At 66.5% G+C, this 17,548-nt stretch carries 19 protein-coding genes; 13 read left to right on the top strand and 6 right to left on the bottom strand.

What is annotated here, in order from left to right:
* Nucleotides 1–75: 75 nt before the first annotated feature.
* The 4 genes from ACW6W5_RS09350 to ACW6W5_RS09335 are packed head-to-tail and all read left to right on the top strand — an operon-like array spanning nucleotide 76 to nucleotide 5,712.
* Nucleotides 76–3,192 (top strand): response regulator, encoded by a 3,117-nt coding sequence (locus tag ACW6W5_RS09350; protein ID WP_152151221.1) that lies wholly within the window; start codon nucleotides 76–78, stop codon nucleotides 3,190–3,192.
* The gene (locus tag ACW6W5_RS09345; RefSeq protein ID WP_183073658.1) at nucleotides 3,165–4,013 is read left to right on the top strand and encodes a CheR family methyltransferase; all 849 of its coding nucleotides are present in this window, start codon (nucleotides 3,165–3,167) and stop codon (nucleotides 4,011–4,013) included. The genes ACW6W5_RS09350 and ACW6W5_RS09345 overlap by 28 nt, the downstream gene beginning before the upstream one ends.
* Nucleotides 4,013–4,597 carry a chemotaxis protein CheB gene (locus ACW6W5_RS09340; RefSeq protein ID WP_152151222.1) on the top strand — a complete coding sequence of 195 codons (585 nt, stop codon included), beginning with the start codon at nucleotides 4,013–4,015 and terminating at the stop codon, nucleotides 4,595–4,597. The genes ACW6W5_RS09345 and ACW6W5_RS09340 overlap by 1 nt, the downstream gene beginning before the upstream one ends.
* Complete coding sequence (locus ACW6W5_RS09335; protein WP_152151224.1) at nucleotides 4,594–5,712, top strand: hybrid sensor histidine kinase/response regulator; 1,119 nt, start codon at nucleotides 4,594–4,596, stop codon at nucleotides 5,710–5,712. The genes ACW6W5_RS09340 and ACW6W5_RS09335 overlap by 4 nt, the downstream gene beginning before the upstream one ends.
* Before the next feature lie 45 nt (nucleotides 5,713–5,757).
* Here the strand turns inward: ACW6W5_RS09335 and ACW6W5_RS09330 are convergent, their stop codons facing one another.
* The 4 genes from ACW6W5_RS09330 to ACW6W5_RS09315 all read right to left on the bottom strand — a co-directional run bounded on the left by ACW6W5_RS09330 (nucleotide 5,758) and on the right by ACW6W5_RS09315 (nucleotide 7,144).
* A complete protein-coding gene (locus ACW6W5_RS09330; protein WP_121037371.1) occupies nucleotides 5,758–5,937 on the bottom strand; it encodes a hypothetical protein in 180 nt (59 codons plus the stop codon).
* A 57-nt stretch (nucleotides 5,938–5,994) separates the two neighbouring features.
* Nucleotides 5,995–6,174 carry a hypothetical protein gene (locus ACW6W5_RS09325; protein ID WP_121037368.1) on the bottom strand — a complete coding sequence of 60 codons (180 nt, stop codon included), beginning with the start codon at nucleotides 6,172–6,174 and terminating at the stop codon, nucleotides 5,995–5,997.
* Between the two features lie 54 nt (nucleotides 6,175–6,228).
* Nucleotides 6,229–6,423, bottom strand: coding sequence for a hypothetical protein (locus tag ACW6W5_RS09320; RefSeq protein ID WP_152151226.1), 195 nt, complete (start codon nucleotides 6,421–6,423; stop codon nucleotides 6,229–6,231).
* 106 nt (nucleotides 6,424–6,529) lie between these two features.
* Entirely contained in the window at nucleotides 6,530–7,144 is a 615-nt protein-coding gene (locus ACW6W5_RS09315) for a peroxiredoxin family protein (protein WP_193222740.1), read from the bottom strand.
* Between the two features lie 241 nt (nucleotides 7,145–7,385).
* Here ACW6W5_RS09315 and mntR point away from each other — a divergent pair, with 241 nt between their 5' ends.
* From mntR to ACW6W5_RS09290, 5 genes are all read left to right on the top strand, one after another.
* Nucleotides 7,386–7,844, top strand: a complete 459-nt coding sequence (gene mntR / locus ACW6W5_RS09310) for a manganese-binding transcriptional regulator MntR (RefSeq protein ID WP_121037359.1) — start codon at nucleotides 7,386–7,388, stop codon at nucleotides 7,842–7,844.
* Nucleotides 7,837–8,361, top strand: coding sequence for a tRNA adenosine(34) deaminase TadA (gene tadA / locus ACW6W5_RS09305; protein WP_088435395.1), 525 nt, complete (start codon nucleotides 7,837–7,839; stop codon nucleotides 8,359–8,361). The genes mntR and tadA overlap by 8 nt, the downstream gene beginning before the upstream one ends.
* A 100-nt stretch (nucleotides 8,362–8,461) precedes the next feature.
* Complete coding sequence (orn, locus tag ACW6W5_RS09300; protein WP_152151230.1) at nucleotides 8,462–9,031, top strand: oligoribonuclease; 570 nt, start codon at nucleotides 8,462–8,464, stop codon at nucleotides 9,029–9,031.
* A gap of 114 nt (nucleotides 9,032–9,145) precedes the next feature.
* Nucleotides 9,146–10,006, top strand: a complete 861-nt coding sequence (locus ACW6W5_RS09295) for an EcsC family protein (RefSeq protein ID WP_121041096.1) — start codon at nucleotides 9,146–9,148, stop codon at nucleotides 10,004–10,006.
* Nucleotides 10,007–10,124: 118 nt separating this feature from the next.
* Nucleotides 10,125–11,246, top strand: a complete 1,122-nt coding sequence (locus ACW6W5_RS09290; RefSeq protein ID WP_152151232.1) for an alkene reductase — start codon at nucleotides 10,125–10,127, stop codon at nucleotides 11,244–11,246.
* Between the two features lie 71 nt (nucleotides 11,247–11,317).
* Here ACW6W5_RS09290 and ppsA read toward each other — a convergent pair whose 3' ends face one another.
* The gene (ppsA, locus tag ACW6W5_RS09285; protein ID WP_152151235.1) at nucleotides 11,318–13,696 is read right to left on the bottom strand and encodes a phosphoenolpyruvate synthase; all 2,379 of its coding nucleotides are present in this window, start codon (nucleotides 13,694–13,696) and stop codon (nucleotides 11,318–11,320) included.
* Nucleotides 13,697–13,839: 143 nt separating this feature from the next.
* Here ppsA and ppsR point away from each other — a divergent pair, with 143 nt between their 5' ends.
* From ppsR to ACW6W5_RS09270, 3 genes are all read left to right on the top strand, one after another.
* Entirely contained in the window at nucleotides 13,840–14,661 is an 822-nt protein-coding gene (ppsR, locus tag ACW6W5_RS09280) for a posphoenolpyruvate synthetase regulatory kinase/phosphorylase PpsR (protein WP_019184148.1), read from the top strand.
* A gap of 145 nt (nucleotides 14,662–14,806) precedes the next feature.
* Complete coding sequence (locus ACW6W5_RS09275; protein WP_152151237.1) at nucleotides 14,807–15,316, top strand: DUF1249 domain-containing protein; 510 nt, start codon at nucleotides 14,807–14,809, stop codon at nucleotides 15,314–15,316.
* A gap of 71 nt (nucleotides 15,317–15,387) precedes the next feature.
* Nucleotides 15,388–15,876, top strand: a complete 489-nt coding sequence (locus ACW6W5_RS09270; RefSeq protein WP_026069931.1) for an NUDIX hydrolase — start codon at nucleotides 15,388–15,390, stop codon at nucleotides 15,874–15,876.
* 19 nt (nucleotides 15,877–15,895) lie between these two features.
* Here ACW6W5_RS09270 and ACW6W5_RS09265 read toward each other — a convergent pair whose 3' ends face one another.
* Nucleotides 15,896–16,546, bottom strand: coding sequence for a class I SAM-dependent methyltransferase (locus tag ACW6W5_RS09265; RefSeq protein ID WP_226956577.1), 651 nt, complete (start codon nucleotides 16,544–16,546; stop codon nucleotides 15,896–15,898).
* 376 nt (nucleotides 16,547–16,922) lie between these two features.
* Here ACW6W5_RS09265 and ACW6W5_RS09260 point away from each other — a divergent pair, with 376 nt between their 5' ends.
* Nucleotides 16,923–17,537 carry a CDP-alcohol phosphatidyltransferase family protein gene (locus tag ACW6W5_RS09260; protein WP_152151241.1) on the top strand — a complete coding sequence of 205 codons (615 nt, stop codon included), beginning with the start codon at nucleotides 16,923–16,925 and terminating at the stop codon, nucleotides 17,535–17,537.
* The last annotated feature ends 11 nt before the right edge of the window (nucleotides 17,538–17,548 follow it).

The following is a 17,548-nucleotide window of genomic DNA, read 5'->3' as shown; positions in this document are numbered from 1 at the left end:
CACGCTGACTTCTGGCGCTTAACACCCGTTTACCGCTTCGGGTACCATCAGGCCCCTTTTGAGCTGGAACACGGTATGAATTCTGCGCCTACCGCCCGTGACCGTTGGATCTGGCTGGCGTCGGCCGCCTTGATGGCCGCCACGCTGGGCACGGAGATGGTGGTGCCGCTGGGCTACGCGGTCTGGTTGACCTACTTCATGGCGGTCGGCATCACGCTGTTCCAGCGCCGCATGGAAGTGCCTCTGTTGGTGGCGATCGGGTCCTGCATCCTGCTTGCGGTGGGCTACAACGTGGCCCCGTCCAGCAGCAACTCGGCGTTCTCCTTCGTCAACCGCAGCATCGGCGGCGTTGCTTTCCTGATGATGGCGCTGACCGTGATGAAGGCCATCAGTGCGCGCCGTGAAGCGGCCGATGCGCTGTGGCTGCAGGCCGGCGAAAACGTGGTGGGCACCAGCCTGCAGGGCGATCCCACCCCGCGTGAACTGGCCGATGCGGCCATGCGCGCGCTGTGCGCGCAGCTCAATGCCGATGTCGGCGCCATGTATCGCCTGCAGGGCGAGCGGCTGGTGCTGGTCGGTGGTGCCGCGCTGCCTTCGCAGCTGCCGGAGACGCTGCCGGCGCATACCGGGCAATGGGGCGAGATCATCCGCGAAGGCCGCGCGCGCCGGCTGGAGGACAGTGACAGCCCGCTGGATATCGATACCCTCCTGGGCCGCACTACCGTGCATCAGCGCCTGCTGGGGCCGATCACCGCCGATGGCGTGGTGATCGGCGTGATCGAGCTGGGCCGGGCAGGTGTCTCGCCTGCGCGTGGCCTGGAGATGGCGCTGCTGCTGCAGTGCGCCGAGCCGATCGGCATCGCGCTGCGCGCGGCGCTGCTCAATGCGCAGCTGGTGGAACTGCTGGAGGAAACCCAGCGCCAGAGCGAAGAGCTGCAGACCCAGCAGGAAGAACTGCGCGTGGCCAATGAGGAGCTGGAAGAGCAGAGCCGCAGCCTGCTGCATTCCCAGGCCAACCTGGAGCAGCAGCAGGCCGAGCTGGAACAGACCAATGTGCAGCTCGAAGAGCGCACCCATGAGCTGGAGTCGCGCCAGCAGGCCCTGCTGCTGGCCCAGGCGCAGCTGGTGCAGAACAGCGCCGAACTGGAGGCCAGTTCGCGCTACAAATCCGAATTCCTGGCCAACATGTCCCACGAGCTGCGCACCCCGCTCAACAGCTCGCTGATCCTGGCCAAGCTGCTGGCCGACAACAAGGACGGCACGCTGACCGCCGAGCAGGTCAAGTACGCCCAGGCGATCCATTCCTCCAACAACGACCTGCTGGCGCTGATCAACGACATTCTGGACCTGTCGCGGATCGAGGCTGGCCATGTCGAGCTGGTTGAAGAAAATCTCGCGGTGTCCAGCGTATTGCAGCGCCTGAAGGAAACCTTCGAGCCGATGGCCGTGCAGAAGGGCCTGAGCCTGGAGATCAGCGCCGCGCCGGACGCGCCGGCCCAATTGCTGGCCGACAGCCAGCGCCTGCAGCAGATCCTGAAGAATCTGCTGGCCAATGCGGTCAAGTTCACCGAACACGGCAGCGTGTCGTTGAAGGTGCGCAGTGCCGGGGCAGGGCGGATCCAGTTCGCCGTGTCCGATACCGGCATCGGCATTCCCGACGAACAGACCGCGGTCATCTTCGAAGCCTTCCGCCAGGCCGATGGCAGCACCCGCCGCCGTTATGGGGGCACCGGGCTGGGACTGTCGATCTCGCGCGATCTGGCTGCCCGGATGGGCGGCAGCATCGCTGTCTCCAGCGAGCCGGGCCGGGGTAGTTGCTTCACGCTGGAGCTGCCGCTGCTGGCCGGTGGCGGTACCGGCAGCGCCCACAACGTCGTGCACGACGTACGTCCCGCCGCCGTGGCAGCACCGGCCGTGCCTGCCGCTGCTTCGCTGGGCCGTGCCCACGCCGAATCCACCCCCGCACCCGCACCCGCACCCGCGGCCAAGGTGATGGATGACCGGGGCCGCCGCAGCCGCGCGGGCCGCATGATCCTGGTGGTCGAGGACGATACGGCGTTCGCCAGCGCGCTGGTCTCGATGGCGCATGAACTGGACTTTGATTGCGTGGTCGCCGGCACCGCCGAGGAAGCGCTGAGTCTGGCTGCCGAGTTGCGCCCCAACGGCATCCTGCTCGATATCGGCCTGCCCGATGTCTCCGGGCTGAGCGTGCTGGAGCGCCTCAAGCGCGACCCGGCCACGCGCCACATCCCGGTGCACGTGGTGTCCGGGCTGGAACGTTCGCAGGTGGCGATGGAGCTGGGTGCGATCGGCTATGTGATCAAGCCGGCCACGCGCGAGCGCCTGCTCGGCGCGATCCAGCAGCTGGAGGCCACCAGCCAGCGCGACATGCGCCGCCTGCTGATCGTCGAGGACGACAGCGAGCTGCGCTCCAACCTGCAACTGCTGCTCGGCCGCGACCAGCTGGAAATCACGGCGGTCGGCACCATCACCGAGGCGATGGCCGAACTGGCCGGCTCCACCTTCGATTGCATGGTCACCGACCTGGCGCTGCCTGACGGCACCGGTTATGACCTGCTCGAACGCATGGCCGGCAATGACGCCGTCGCGTTCCCGCCGGTGATCGTCTATACCGGCCGCGCGCTGACCCGCGATGAAGAGCAGCGCCTGCGCCGCTATTCCAAGAGCATCATCATCAAGGGCGCGCGCTCGCCCGAGCGCCTGCTCGATGAGGTGACCCTGTTCCTGCACAGTGTCGAGGCCTCGCTGCCGACCGACCAGCAGCGCCTGCTGCGCGAGGCCCGCCGCCGCGATGCGGTGCTGGATGGCCGCACCGTGCTGCTGGCCGAGGACGACGTGCGCAACATCTTCGCGCTGTCCAGCGTGCTCGAGCCGCTGGGCGTGACCCTGGATATCGCCCGCAACGGCCGCGAGGCGCTGGAGAAGCTGCGCCCGGAAATCGACCTGGTGCTGATGGACATCATGATGCCGGAGATGGACGGGCTGACCGCCATGCGCGAGATCCGTGCCGACAACCGCTGGCGCGACCTGCCGATCATCGCGCTGACCGCCAAGGCGATGCCGGACGACCGCGAGCACTGCCTGCAGGCCGGTGCCAATGACTACATCGCCAAGCCGATCGATGTGGACAAGCTGGTCTCGCTGTGCCGGGTGTGGTGCTCGCGCCGATGAATGAAACGGAGCTGTTCGACCTGGAGTTGAAGCTGTTGCTGGAGGCGGTCTACCAGCGCTACCACTACGACTTCCGTGACTATGCGCTGGCATCGCTGCGGCGGCGCATGCGCCATGCCATGGCGCGCTTCGACTGCCCGACCATGGGGGCGCTGCAGCACCGGCTGCTGCACGAGCCGGAGACCTTCGCCCAGGCGATGCAGTACTTCACCGTGCAGGTCTCGGAGATGTTCCGCGACCCGCCGTATTTCCGGGTGCTGCGTGAGCACGCCGTGCCGGTGCTGCGCACCTATCCGTCGATCAAGCTGTGGATCGCCGGGTGCAGTACCGGCGAGGAGGTGTGGTCGCTGGCGATCCTGCTGCATGAGGAAGGCCTGCTGGACCGCGCGATCATCTACGCCACCGACATCAACCCCGAAGCACTGCAGGCGGCCGAATCCGGGGCGTTCGCGCTGGACCGGCTGGCGCAGTTCAGCCGCAACTATCTGGCCGCCGGCGGCACCGGCTCGCTCTCCGATTACTACAGCAGCGGCTACGGCAGCGTGGTGTTCGATCGCCGCCTGAAGCGCAACATCGTGTTCGCCGACCATAGTCTGGCCACCGATACCGTGTTCTCCGAAGTCCACCTGGTGTCCTGCCGCAACGTGCTGATCTATTTCCAGCGGCCCCTGCAGGACCGTGCCATCGGCCTGTTCCATGAGGCGCTGGTCCATCGCGGCTTCCTCGGGCTGGGCAGCAAGGAATCGCTGCAGTTCGGCGCGCATGCCGACCTGTTCGAGGCCTGCGCGCGCGACCAGCGCCTGTATCGGAAGCTGGCCTGATGAGCGGCGCGTCGCAACGCAGCCGGTTCGATCTGGTGGTCATCGGCGCGTCGGCCGGTGGGGTCAGCGCGCTGCAGGCGCTGCTGTCATCGCTGCCGACCACACTGGCGCTGCCCGTGCTGGTGGTGCTGCATCTGCCACGTGATCGGCCGAGCCGCATTGCCGGCCTGCTCGACGCCGGCTGCCCGCTGCCGGTGCGCGAGGCCGAGGACAAGCAGCCCCTGCAGCCGGGTACGGTCACCTTCGCGCCGCCGGACTACCATCTGCTGGTCGAGGACCGTGCCACGCTGGCGCTGTCGGTGGACCCGCCGGTGCTGTTCTCGCGTCCGGCCATCGATCCGCTGTTTGAAAGCGCCGCCGATGTGTTCGGCGATGGCGTGCTGGCGATCCTGCTGACCGGCGCCAGCGCGGATGGCAGTGATGGCATCGCCGCTGTCCGCCAGGCCGGCGGCGAAGCCTGGATCCAATGCCCTGAGGAGGCATATTCCTCGATGATGCCCGCATCCGCCCTGGCGCACGCCGGTGCCGATGCCGTGCTCCCGCTCACCTCCATCTGCACGCGTATGAAAGGTCTTACCCGATGAACCTGATCGAACCCGCCGGGTCGACTGCCACCACCGATTGCGTGAAGCTGCTGATTGTCGATGACATCCCGCAGAACCTGGTCGCGATGGAGGCGCTGCTGCGCCGCCCCGGCCTGGAGATCCTGTGCGCGCTGTCCGGCGCCGAGGCGCTCGAGCTGCTGCTGGAGCATGAGGTCGCGCTCGCGCTGCTGGATGTGCACATGCCGGAGATCGACGGGTTCTCGTTGGCCGAGCTGATGCGTGGCTCGCAGCGCAGTCGCGATGTACCCATCATCTTCCTGACCGCCTCACCGAACGACCCCGTGCGTGCCTTCAAGGGCTACGAATCCGGCGCGGTGGATTTCCTGCACAAGCCGATCGAGCCGCAGGTGATCATGAGCAAGGTCAATGTGTTCATCGAGCTCTACCAGCAGAAGCAGCTGCTGAAGACGCGCAACGAGGCGCTGGAGCATGCGCTCAAGCTCAACGAGACGATGATGGCCGTGTTGACGCACGATCTGCGCACGCCGCTGGCATCGATCCTGCTGTGCGCCGATAAGTTGTCGCTGGACCTGCCCGACGATGGCGCGGTGCAGCGCACGCTTGGCCACCTTGAGAACAGTGCGCAGCGGATGGCGCGGATGGTGGATCAGCTGCTGGATTTCTCGAAGATCCGCACCGGTGGCCTGCGCCTGCACAGCACCGAATGCGATCTGGCGGACGTGGCCGCATCGGTCGTGGCCGAGATCGGGCGTGCGCATCCGCAGGCGACCATCGATCTGCAGGTCCAGGGTGATGCCCACTTGCAGGGCGATCCAGATCGCCTGGCGCAGCTGCTGTCCAACCTGATCGGCAACGCGGTGCTGCATGGTGGTGATGCACCGGTGGTGGTGCGCCTGGAGGGCGAGCGCAGCGCGCCGCTGCGGTTGCAGGTGCGCAATGCCGGGCAGATTCCCGAGGCGTTGCTGCCGCGGTTGTTCGAACCGTTCAAGGCCAGTTTCCACGATAGCCGCGGACTGGGGCTGGGCCTGTTCATCGCCAGCGAGTTCGCGCGTGCGCATGGCGGCACACTGGTGGCGCAGAATCGCGAAGGCACCGTGCTGTTTGAGACTGCGCTTCAGCGTCGACCACGCTGAAGCCGATAGAACCATCCCGGCATGGCGCCGGGATGGTCGTGGTGCTTACAGCGGCTCGCAGCACAGATACAGGCCGTGGCCGCCGTAGGTGCAGCCGGGCTGATCTTCGCAGCCCGCCAGTGGCGTGGGCTGGCTGGAGGTCGCCAGCGCCTGGCCGGAGGCAAAAGCCAGTGCGCAGATCAGCGTCATGCCACCGAAGGCCGACAACAGTTTCCTGGACATCATGGTCACTCTCTCCTTGCAAGGATGATGCGGGCGGATCGTGTGGCTGCAGCTGGGGTGTTACACCGGCTGGCAGCAACGGATCTCGCTGTGCCCGCCATAGGTGCAGCCGGGCTTGTAGGGGCAACCTTCCAGCTGTTTGGGCTGGCTGGAGGTTGCCACCGCCTGGCTCGAAGCAAATGCCAAGGCGCAGACAACAGCGATACCGCCAAAGACCGAGACGACTTTCTTGGACTTCATGGTGTTTCTCCTGTTGTGGATCATGCGGATGCAACGGGTGGTGCGCGATGCGGTTTACCGGGCCGGTGGATCCGTCAGCGGGCAGCACGTGCCGTCCGGATTGGCGCCATAGTCGCAGTGCGGTGCCGCCTTGCAGCCGGACAACGCGGCGGGCGTGGCAGCGGTGGCGAAGGCCTCGGCCGAAGCAAAGGCGAGCATGCCGGCGACGGCGAGGCCGCCAAGCAGGGACAGCGTGTGTTTCGACGTCATCGTTCAACTCCTCGGATGGGAAGGAAAATCGACGAACTGTCGATCCGCTCCATGAGCCGGTGCGGACAGACCTTGGGTACGCCGCCGGGAGCGGCGTCAGAGGGACTCAGCCTGCCGGGACGGGCACCGCACTGCGCGCAGCGTTCACCACGAAGGCGCCGGTGATGGCATTGACCGAGCTGTCCTTGAGTTGGCCGACGTGGCGATAGATCACCTTGCCGTCCTGGATCACCACTACCATCGGCACCATGGTCGCGGTGTAGCGCTGCCGGATTCGGTCATCGGTATCGTTCACTACGGGAAACGCAAAGCCATGCTGGCGCGCGTAGTCCGCAGCGCTTTCATGGGGCGGCAGGCTGACGCCGAGCATCTCGAAGGCGCGGTTCCCGTTGTTCCGTCCGGCGGCGTCCAGCGCCTGGATCTGCGGCACGGAGGCCAGGCAGAACTTGCAGGCGGGAGAGAAGAAATACAGGACCTGGCGGCCGCTGGCCGGGCCGGCGAGGGTGACCGCCTGGCCGTCCAGTGCGGTGCTCTGGAGTGCTTCAGGCTGGGCGCCTTCCGGAAGGCCGTGAGCGGCCTTGGAGATCTGTTCGACCTTGCTCACCAGCAGGGCCTGCTGCTGGCGGAGCTGCCGGTTCTGCACGGCCAGCGCCGTCATCAGCGCGGCCAACACGATGATCAGCGCGAGGCTGCCGTACTTCCGTAGCGCGGATGCGTCCATGCTGCTCCTTGGCCTTCGGCCGGGTCCATGGCTGAGTAGGTGGGGTATATATCGGGCACCAAAAATCATTTGTCAAACAAAAGATCCTGTGAATGAGACGTCGGTTTGATTCTGTTCTCCATCTATCGCTGGCCGGGGCGCCCCGGCCGCCCCAGGCCGGCCCGGATCAGTCGCAAACCCCCGTGAGGTAAACTGTGCGGGCGCCGCAGCCCTTCGCCACCGGCCTATTGCTGGAGCCACCATGCCGTCCTCGACCCGTAAAGCCACCTCGCCCCTGATCGATGCCCAGGTGCATGTCGAGGGCTTCGTGCAGGTGCGTGAGGCGCGCCGGTCCGAGCTGGTCGAGGATTACGTGGAGCTGATCGCGGACCTGATCGCCGATGGCCGCGAAGCCCGCCAGGTGGATATCGCCACCCGGCTCGGGGTTGCGCAGCCCACGGTGGCCAAGGCGCTCAAGCGGCTGGTCAAGGAGGGTTGGGCGATCCAGCGGCCATATCGCGGCGTGTTCCTGACCCCGGCCGGCGAGCAGCTGGCGGTGGAGATGCGCGCCCGCCACCAGACGGTGGAGCAGTTCCTGCTGGCACTGGGCGTGGACGCCGATTCGGCGCGCCGCGACGCGGAAGGGATCGAGCACCACGTCAGCGAGGCCACCCTGGCCGCATTCGAGGCCTATGTGCGCACGGCCAACGGCCATGGTTGAGCGCCTCGCCCCGCCACCACCACTGGGCGTGCCGGTGCACGACCAGGATGAGCATTGGATGCGCCACGCGTTGGGCCTGGCGGAGCGTGCCGAGCGTGAATTCAATGAAATTCCGGTCGGCGCGGTGCTGGTCGGTGCCGATGGCACCGTGCTCGGCGAAGGCTGGAACCTCAACATCGCCGACCATGACCCCAGCGCGCATGCCGAGATCGTGGCGATGCGGCAGGCGGGCAGGGCGATCACCAACCACCGGCTGATCGGCAGCACGCTGTACGTCACCCTGGAGCCGTGTGCGATGTGTGCCATGGCCATCGTGCACGCACGCGTGGCGCGGCTGGTGTATGCCGCCACAGACCCCAAGACCGGTGCCTGCGGCAGCGTGTTCGACCTGATCGGCGATCCGCGCCACAACCACCGCGTGGAGATCCACGGTGGCGTGCTCGCCAAGGACGCCAGCACCCGGCTGACCAACTACTTCCGCGCCAAGCGCGGCAAGCCGCCGCTGCTGCTGGAATAAGGCCTCCACGGCGACAGGGTCGTGACGGGTTGGCGGTATCATGGGCGCCTTATCCATTCCAGGTCGCGGCGCAAGCGGCGGCCCAGCACAAGGCGAACACATGGCGGACAACGGCGCAGAAGGCGAGCGACTGATCTGGATCGATCTGGAAATGACCGGTCTGGACACCGACAACGATGCGATCATCGAGATCGCCACCGTGGTGACCGATGCGCAGTTGAAGGTGCTGGCCGAAGGCCCGGAATTCGCGATCCATCATCCGGTCGAGCGGCTGGAAGCGATGGACGAGTGGAACCGTAACCAGCATCGTCGTTCCGGCCTGTGGCAGCGCGTGGTCGAGAGCACCGTCACGCTCGGGCAGGCCGAAGCGCAGACGATCGCCTTCCTGCAGCAGTGGATCAAGGCGGGCGCCTCGCCGATGTGCGGCAACTCGATCTGCCAGGATCGTCGCTTCCTGCACCGTGAAATGCCGCGCCTGGAAAAGTACTTCCATTACCGGAACCTGGACGTTTCCACGATCAAGGAACTGGCCAGGCGCTGGGCCCCGGGCGTGGCCGCCGGCGTGGGCAAGACCGCCAGCCATACCGCGCTGAGCGATGTGCATGATTCCATCGAAGAGTTGCGCCATTACCGTCAGTTCATGGGCGCGCTGTCGGGCCTGCCGGCCTGACCCGAATGCCGGGCGTCGCCCGGCAACGCGGCCTGTACGCGGGCGTTCAGCCACTGGCAGGCGAGGCAACGAGCGGTATACATCGGCGGCGCTATGATCGCGGCCATGAACGCCATGACCTCGCCACAACCACCGCCGTTGGAGTCCTCGATCCTGCCCACCTCGCAGGACTGGCGCGACCTGCAGCGTGCGGTGGACCTGCTGGAATCGCCCACGCTGACCGCCAAGATGGCCAACCTGATCGGTTCGCCGCTGGAGTTCGCGGTCAAACGCCTGCCGGATTCGGTGTCCCGCCGCATCCACGGCGCGGTCGAAGCGGCGCTGTTCAAATCCGCCCAGGCGGCGTTGTGGACGATGGACAACACCCCGGGCAAAGCGGCGTCCACCCGCTGGCACAAGCTGGCCGCGGCCACCTCCGGTGCGGTCGGCGGCGCCTTCGGTTTCACCACGCTGTTCATCGAACTGCCGGTGTCCACCACGATCATGATGCGCTCCGTGGCTGACGTGGCACGCAGCGAAGGCTTCGACCTGCGCGAGATGAGCACCCGGCATGCCTGCCTGGAGGTGTTTGCGCTCGGTGGCAACTCCGGCAAGGACGATGCCAGCGAGACCGGCTACTACATCACGCGTGGCTTCACTGCCGAGGTGATGCGTCACCTGTCGGCCGAGTTGGCCGGCCGCGCGGTTGGCGGCAGCCCGGTGATGATCGGGCTGACCCCGAAAGAAGCCGGCAAGTGGCTGGCCAAGCTCGTGGAGAAGGTCGCCGCGCGTTTCGGCGTGGTGGTCACCGAGAAGTTCGCCGCGCAGGCGGTGCCGATCGTGGGGGCGGTGGCCGGCGCGACGCTCAACACCATGTTCACCGACTACTACCAGGACGTGGCACGCGGCCATTTCATCGTGCGCCGCCTGGAGCGAACCTACGGGTATGAGACCGTGCGGGCGGCCTACTCGATGCTGGCGGCCGAGCGCAGCTGAGCGATCGTTGCACTGGCGGCACAACTGTTTTGCCGCCGCAGCTCTGTTGACCGGTCTGCACTGTCCCCATCCTTGTCGGCATCACCGCTGCGGCGGTTCTCCCGATCAAGGATTTCCCATGCTGTTCTCCCCCTATACCCGCGGCGCCCTGGCGCTGCCCAACCGTATCGTGATGCCGCCGATGACCCGCTCGCGGGCCGGGGAGGGCAACGTGGCGACGCCGCTGATGGCCGAGTACTACGCCCAGCGGGCCTCGGCCGGCCTGATCGTCAGCGAAGGCACCCAGATCAGCCAGCAGGGCCAGGGCTACGCCTGGACACCGGGCATCCACGACGAGGCCCAGGTGGCCGGCTGGCGCGGCGTCACCGATGCCGTGCACGCTGCCGGTGGGCGCATCGTCGCCCAGCTCTGGCACGTCGGCCGCGTTTCGCATGTGGCCCTGCAGCCGGGCGGCGCCGCCCCGGTATCCTCGTCAGCGCTGCTGGCCGACGGCGTCAAGGTGTTCGTCGATCCCGAGGGCCGTGGCCCGCTGAGCGGCGTCGGCGAGATGGTGCAGCACTCGATGCCGCGGGCACTGGCCATCGACGAGATCGCCGGGATCGTGCGCGACTACGCGGCCGCCGCGCGCAATGCGATCGCGGCAGGCTTCGATGGCATCGAACTGCACGGTGCCAACGGGTATCTGATCAACCAGTTCATCGATTCCCAGGCCAATCAGCGCACCGATGCCTACGGTGGCTCGCTGCAGAACCGCCTGCGCTTCCTGCGCGAGGTGACCGAGGCGGTGGCCGAGGAGATCGGTGCCGAGCGCGTCGGCGTGCGTCTGGCGCCGCTGACCACGCTGCAGGGCGCGGTGGACGACACGCCGCAGGCGACCTACCTGGCCGCTGCGCATCTGCTCGATGCGATCGGGGTGGGCTACCTGCATATCGCCGAAGCCGACTGGGAAGACGCCCCGGTGATGCCGGTGGCCTTCAAGGAAGCGCTGCGCATGATCTACCGCGGCACGCTGATCTACGCCGGCAAGTACACGGTGGAACGCGCGGAAGAGGCCCTGGCGAAGGGCTGGGCCGACCTGATCGCCTTCGGCCGTCCGTTCATCGCCAACCCGGACCTGCCGGAGCGGCTGCAGCAGGGCCTGCCGTTGAACCCGTCGGACAAAGCGACGTTCTTCGGGGGTGGGGCGGAAGGATTCACCGACTACCCGGCGGCCGAGGTGGTCGAGCCCGCTGAAGCCTGACGGTAGTGCCACGCTGAACAACAAAACCCCGCCTGAGCGGGGTTCTGTTGTTCATCACATTGCCAAAAGGATCACCCCTTGGCTTTGAGCTTGGCCAGACGCAGCCAGGTATCCACCACGGTATCCGGGTTCAGCGATACCGACTCGATCCCTTCCTGCATCAGCCATTCGGCCAGGTCCGGGTGATCGGACGGGCCCTGGCCGCAGATGCCGACGTACTTGCCCTTGGCGCGCGCGGACTTGATCGCCATCGACAGCAGCTTCTTCACCGCCGGGTTCCGCTCGTCGAACAGGTGCGCGACGATCGAGGAATCGCGGTCCAGGCCCAGGGTCAGCTGGGTCAGGTCGTTGGAGCCGATCGAGAAGCCGTCGAAGATCTCCAGGAACTCATCGGCGAGCAGTGCGTTGGACGGCACTTCGCACATCATGATGATCTTCAGGCCGTTTTCGCCCTGCTTGAGGCCGTTCTGTTCGAGCACTTCGACGACCTTGCGGCCTTCTTCCAGAGTGCGCACGAACGGGATCATGACCCACAGGTTGTCCAGGCCCATCTCGTTGCGCACGCGCAGCACGGCCTGGCATTCCAGGGCGAAGGCGGCCGAGAAGCTCGGATCGACGTAACGGCTGGCGCCGCGGAAGCCGATCATCGGGTTCTCTTCGTGCGGCTCGTAGTTCGTACCGCCGATCAGGTTGGCGTACTCGTTGGACTTGAAGTCCGACAGGCGCACGATCACCGGGTTCGGGGCGACCGAGGCGGTCAACGTGGCGATGCCTTCGGCCAGACGACCGACGTAGAAGCTGATCGGATCCGCGTAACCGGCGATCTTCTCGTCGATCTTCTTCTTGGTCGCCGCGTCCTGGCGGTCGTACTCCAGCAGCGCGTTGGGGTGGATGCCGATGTGGCTGGCGATGATCATTTCCAGACGGGCCAGGCCGATGCCGGCGTTCGGCAGCTGGCCGAAATCGAAGGCCCGTTCCGGGTTGGCCACGTTCATCATGATCTTCAGCGGCGCCGGCGGCATGTTGCCCAGATCCGTGGTGGTGCGCTCGAACTCCAGGATCCCGTCGTAGATGAAGCCGGTGTCACCCTCGGCGCAGCTGACGGTCACTTCCTGGCCATCCTGGATCAGCTGGGTGGCGTTGCCCGAGCCGACCACGGCCGGCACGCCCAGCTCACGCGCGATGATCGCCGCGTGGCAGGTACGGCCGCCACGGTTGGTCACGATGGCCGAGGCGCGCTTCATCACCGGCTCCCAATCGGGATCGGTCATGTCGGCGATCAGCACGTCGCCGGGCTGCACGCGGGCCATGTCCTCCAGGGTGCGCACCACGCGGGCGGTACCGGCACCGATCTTGGCACCGACGGCGCGGCCTTCGGCCAGCACCTTGCCGTCCTTCTGATTCAGTGCGAAACGTTCGATCTGGGTGGCATGGCCACGCGACTTCACGGTCTCCGGACGCGCCTGCACGATGAACAGCTTGCCGCTGACACCGTCCTTGGCCCACTCGATATCCATCGGGCGGCCGTAATGCTTTTCGATCACCAGCGCCTGCTTGGACAGTTCCTGCACGTCCTCGTCGCTGATGGAGAAGGTGTTGCGCAGCTCGGCCGGAGTGTCTTCGATGCGCACGCGCTCACCGGCGACATCCGAATACACCATGCGGATCGCCTTGCTGCCGAGCGAGCGGCGCAGGATCGCCGGCTTGCCCGCGCTCAGGGTGGGCTTGTAGACGTAGAACTCGTCGGGGTTGACCGCACCCTGCACGACCATTTCGCCCAGGCCGAACGAGGAGGTGACGAACACCACGTCGCGGAAGCCGGACTCGGTGTCCAGGGTGAACAGCACGCCGGAGGACCCCACGCCCGAGCGCACCATCAGCTGCACGCCGGCCGACAGGAACACGTCCTCGTGCTTGAAGCCGTGGTGGACGCGGTAGGCAATCGCGCGGTCGTTGTACAGCGAGGCGAACACTTCCTTGACCTTGAGCACGACATCGTCGGCGCCGGTCACGTTGAGGAAGGTCTCCTGCTGGCCGGCGAAGGACGCATCGGGCAGGTCTTCGGCGGTGGCCGAAGAGCGCACCGCAACGGCCACGTCACCGCCGCCGTTTTCGCTGCAGAGCTTGGCATAGGCAGTGCGGATGTCCTGGTCCAGTGCCGGATGCAGCGGGGCATCGATCACCCAGCCGCGGATCTCCTTGCCGGCCACGGTCAGGGCACCGACATCTTCCACGTCCAGCGTGGCCAGCTTGTCGAAGATGCGCTTGGACAGATCGTTGTGGGCGATGAAGTCCTTGAAGGCTTCAGAGGTGGTTGCGTAACCGCCGGGGACAGACACCCCCAGACCGGCAAGATTGCCGATCATTTCGCCAAGCGACGAATTCTTGCCGCCTACGCGGGCCAGGTCGGCCAGGCGCAGTTCGTGCAACCACAGGATGTTCTCGTTCAAGCGCGATGCTCCGTTTGGCCATCGCCCGAGGCGGGCTGGATGGCCACGTCCGTAGGAAGAAGCCGATATGATGCCGGGCAGACCGCTGTCGGCACAAGCTTGTATCGACGGCCTTTTTAAGCTTCGGAGGGGGTAAAAGCCGTATGTCGACGATCCGTCCGGTGTTCTACGTGTCCGATGGAACCGGTATCACCGCTGAAACCATTGGGCATAGCCTCCTGACCCAGTTCTCCGGGTTCAGCTTCATCACCGACCGAATGTCGTTCATCGATGATCCGGAAAAAGCGCGGGAAGCCTGTGAAAGGATCCGTGCAGCGGGTGAGCGATACCAGGTTCGGCCCATTGTGGTCAGTTCCTGCGTGGACAGCGGGCTGAGCATCATCCTGGCCGAAAGTGGCGGGTTGATGCTGGACGTGTTCGCCCCCTTCATCGAGCCGCTGGAACGCGAACTGGCGGTCAACCGCCACTCCCGGGTCGGCCAGGCCCACGGCATGGTCGACTTCGAGACCTACCACCGCCGCATCAACGCGATGAACTTCGCGCTGACCCATGACGATGGCATCGCCATCAATTACGACGATGCCGACGTGATCCTGGTCGCCGTGTCCCGGGCTGGCAAGACCCCGACCTGCATCTACCTGGCCCTGCATTACGGGGTCCGCGCGGCCAATTACCCGCTGACGGATGAGGATCTGGAGCAGGACCGCCTGCCGCCGCGCCTGCGCCCGTACCGCAAAAAGCTGTTTGGTCTGACCATCGACCCGGACCGCCTGCAACAGATCCGTCAGGAGCGCCGCCCGAACTCGCGCTACGCGAATCTGGAGACCTGCCGCCGCGAGGTCGCCGCCGCCGAGACCATGTTCCGGATGGAGCGGATCCCGACGTTGAGCACCACCCATACCTCGATCGAGGAAATCTCGAGCAAGGTGCTGGGCACGCTGGGGCTGCAGCGCGAGATGTACTGATCCGGCGCGTCCCCTTGAACAACAAGGGGCCTCTTCCTTCGTCCGGGGCCGGGACTACCCTGCGTCCGTGAACCGGCTGCGGGCCGCCCCTTTGGCCGGGCCGGTGCCGCCCCCACGTTGGGAGATCAACGTGTAGGATCGACCCATGGCCCAGGCATCGCCCCGTATCGAACGCATCCCCCGGCTCAGCCGCCTGAGCTGGCTGATGGGCCTGTACGCCGAGAATTACCAGCACCTGGTGCGCCTGTTCGCACCGTCCGAGCTGATGCCCGGCAGCTACGTCTCCTCGATCGGCGATGGGCTCGATGTGCGCCTGGACGTGATCGAGTGCCACCGCTATACGGTCGAGCTGCGCCTGACCTACGACTTCGCCGACCCGGTCACCGGGCAGCCGGATCCTTCGGCCTATGTGCGCCTGTACCGTGACGCCCGCCAGGCCGAGACCACGCATTGCTACGTCGGTCGCCGCTGGCAGGACGTGATGGGCATGTACCCGCCGCCGGCCGAACTGATCAGCCACCGCATGCGGATGAACACCTTCCTCGGCAAATGGCTGGAATACCTGGCCGAGCGCGGCCACGGCGTGGCCACGCTGCACCGCGATGGCGCGGTGGCGGCACCGGCCTACGCGCGCCGCACCAGCGTGGTGCCCTGAGCCGGGTGCGCTGAGCCGGCCCCGGGCGGATCGCGCATAATCGGGGGTCTGTGTTCCAGAGCCTGTGCGAAATGCCCTATACCCCCATCGTGGCCACCCTGGGCTACGTGCTGTCCGCCGACGGCAAGCAAGTGCTGATGATCCACCGCAACGCCCGGCCCGGTGACCTGCACCTGGGCAAGTACAACGGCCTGGGCGGCAAGATGGAGCGCGATGAAGACGCCGCCGCCTGCATGCGCCGCGAGATCCGCGAAGAGGCCGGCATCGAGTGCGGCACCATGCGCCTGCGCGGCACGATCAGCTGGCCGGGTTTCGGCAGGAACGGCGAGGACTGGTTCGGCTTCGTTTTCGTCATCGATGACTTCACCGGCACGCCGCTGACCTCCAATCCGGAGGGTACGCTGGAGTGGGTGGACGTGGACAAGATCGACAGCCTGCCGCTGTGGGAAGGCGACCGCAGCTTCCTGCCGCTGGTCTTCGACGACGAACCGCGCGCCTTCCATGGCGTGATGCCCTACCGCGATGGCGCCATGCAGTCCTGGAGTTACACCCGGCTGTAGGGCCGGCCAACGGCCGCTACTACCGGCGGGCCAGCAGCAGATGGAAGTGCTTGGTCAGCTCGCGCCCATCGTTGCTGTGCCCGGTTTCGTGATGGGCGCGCCAGCCTTGTACGGTCAACCCAGCGCTGCGCAGGGCCTGCTCGACCTCGGCCAGCTCGTGCAGGTGGAACCCATGCGCAGTGAACGGCAGCGTGCGCATGAAAGCGGCATCGCCGAAGGCCAGGCAGAGCCGGCCGCCGGGCCGCAGCACGCGGGCCAGCTCGGCGAACGGGAATTTCAGTTCGTCCCAGAAGTACAGCGTGTTCACTGCCAGCGCCGCATCGATGCAGGCCGAATCCAGGGGCAGGGCGTGGGCATCGCCCAGGTGGACCTCGGCACGATCCTGCAGCCCATGCATGGCCAGCACCGCAGTGCCCGCCTCGACCATCGCCGCTGAAACATCGACGCCCACATAGCGGCTGTGCGGTGTACGCAACAGATCGGGTGCGAAGGCTGCATTGCCCGGGCCGATCTCCAGGACCTGTTCGCCGGGGGTCACTGACAGCAGGGCGATGGCGGCCCGGTTGAGGTCGCCGTTGCTGCGGTTCATCGATTCGGCCACGACGAGCGCGTGCTCACCGTGCGGGTGGCGCAGCTGGGCGGCCAGATGGTCGGGGGAAAGCACGCGCAAGACTCCTGTCGGTGGGCGGCAGGACCTGGCGGCGGCGGAGTCCATCCACCAGCTTAGCCCACTGATGGCACCGATGGGCGCGCGCGTGAAGGGGGATCGCGCCGCGGCAATGAGGATCGGTGATCAAGAAATCACCAGCGTCGCGTCTATTGAGATCGAGTTGTCCACAGGGGGTGTGGATGACTCGTGGGCAAGTTTGTGGATAAGCCCCGCCGGCCCCCGCCGGTACTCGCTGTCAAGATGGGTGGCCAAAAATTCACCGCAGGTCGTGCTGGCGTGAACGGCGCGGCAAGCGGAAGTACGGTGGCGTAGGGAACGCTGTCCCGGCGCGGGCCGCTCGCGGTACTCTCTTGCGATTGCCGCCACCTGATCCTTCATGAAACGTCACTTCTCGATGTTGCGCGAGTTCCACCTGGCTGACTGGTTCACCTTGGCCAACGCGTTCTGTGGCACCGGGGCGGTCTTTGCCGCCATACGGTATCTGCAGGATGGCGAGCGCAGCTATCTGCTGTTCGGCATGGCCCTGATCCCCTTGGCCTTCATTTTCGATGCGCTGGACGGGCGCATCGCGCGCTGGCGCAAGTCCAGCTCCACGCTGGGCCGTGAGCTGGATTCGCTGTCGGACATCATTTCCTTCGGTGTCGCCCCGGCCGCGCTGGCCTACGCCTGCGGCATGCAGGGCGGCTGGGACTGGCTCGTGCTGAGCTACTTCGTCTGCTGCGGCGTCAGCCGCCTGGCCCGCTACAACGTGACCGCCGAAGCACTGGCCGGCGAGGGCGACAAGGTGCCGTACTTCGAGGGCACCCCGATCCCGACCAGCCTGGCGCTGGTGGTGGTGCTGGCCGTGGCGGCCAGCGTCGGGGCGACCGGCGCGGACCTGTGGCTGGGCCAGTGGCAGCTGGGCCCGTGGCAGCTGCACCCGCTGGTGCTGCTGTTCGCGCTGTCCGGCTCGCTGATGATCAGCAAGACCCTGCGCATCCCCAAGCCGTGAGGCAGGGCAGC

This window comes from Stenotrophomonas sp. IS26 (genome assembly GCF_054188265.1).
Note: the sequence above shows the minus strand (reverse complement) of the source record. Positions and strands in the feature narration are given on the sequence as shown.

Excerpts from the sequence above, each read along its gene's own strand:
- ACW6W5_RS09350 (WP_152151221.1), top strand. The coding sequence starts at position 76 with ATGAATTCTGCGCCTACCGCCCGTGACCGTTGGATCTGGCTGGCGTCG.
- ACW6W5_RS09340 (WP_152151222.1), top strand. The coding sequence starts at position 4,013 with ATGAGCGGCGCGTCGCAACGCAGCCGGTTCGATCTGGTGGTCATCGGC.
- ACW6W5_RS09335 (WP_152151224.1), top strand. The coding sequence starts at position 4,594 with ATGAACCTGATCGAACCCGCCGGGTCGACTGCCACCACCGATTGCGTG.
- ACW6W5_RS09330 (WP_121037371.1), bottom strand. The coding sequence starts at position 5,937 with ATGATGTCCAGGAAACTGTTGTCGGCCTTCGGTGGCATGACGCTGATC.
- ACW6W5_RS09325 (WP_121037368.1), bottom strand. The coding sequence starts at position 6,174 with ATGAAGTCCAAGAAAGTCGTCTCGGTCTTTGGCGGTATCGCTGTTGTC.
- ACW6W5_RS09320 (WP_152151226.1), bottom strand. The coding sequence starts at position 6,423 with ATGACGTCGAAACACACGCTGTCCCTGCTTGGCGGCCTCGCCGTCGCC.
- ACW6W5_RS09315 (WP_193222740.1), bottom strand. The coding sequence starts at position 7,144 with ATGGACGCATCCGCGCTACGGAAGTACGGCAGCCTCGCGCTGATCATC.
- mntR (WP_121037359.1), top strand. The coding sequence starts at position 7,386 with ATGCCGTCCTCGACCCGTAAAGCCACCTCGCCCCTGATCGATGCCCAG.
- tadA (WP_088435395.1), top strand. The coding sequence starts at position 7,837 with ATGGTTGAGCGCCTCGCCCCGCCACCACCACTGGGCGTGCCGGTGCAC.
- orn (WP_152151230.1), top strand. The coding sequence starts at position 8,462 with ATGGCGGACAACGGCGCAGAAGGCGAGCGACTGATCTGGATCGATCTG.
- ACW6W5_RS09295 (WP_121041096.1), top strand. The coding sequence starts at position 9,146 with ATGACCTCGCCACAACCACCGCCGTTGGAGTCCTCGATCCTGCCCACC.
- ACW6W5_RS09290 (WP_152151232.1), top strand. The coding sequence starts at position 10,125 with ATGCTGTTCTCCCCCTATACCCGCGGCGCCCTGGCGCTGCCCAACCGT.
- ppsR (WP_019184148.1), top strand. The coding sequence starts at position 13,840 with ATGTCGACGATCCGTCCGGTGTTCTACGTGTCCGATGGAACCGGTATC.
- ACW6W5_RS09275 (WP_152151237.1), top strand. The coding sequence starts at position 14,807 with ATGGCCCAGGCATCGCCCCGTATCGAACGCATCCCCCGGCTCAGCCGC.
- ACW6W5_RS09270 (WP_026069931.1), top strand. The coding sequence starts at position 15,388 with ATGCCCTATACCCCCATCGTGGCCACCCTGGGCTACGTGCTGTCCGCC.
- ACW6W5_RS09260 (WP_152151241.1), top strand. The coding sequence starts at position 16,923 with ATGAAACGTCACTTCTCGATGTTGCGCGAGTTCCACCTGGCTGACTGG.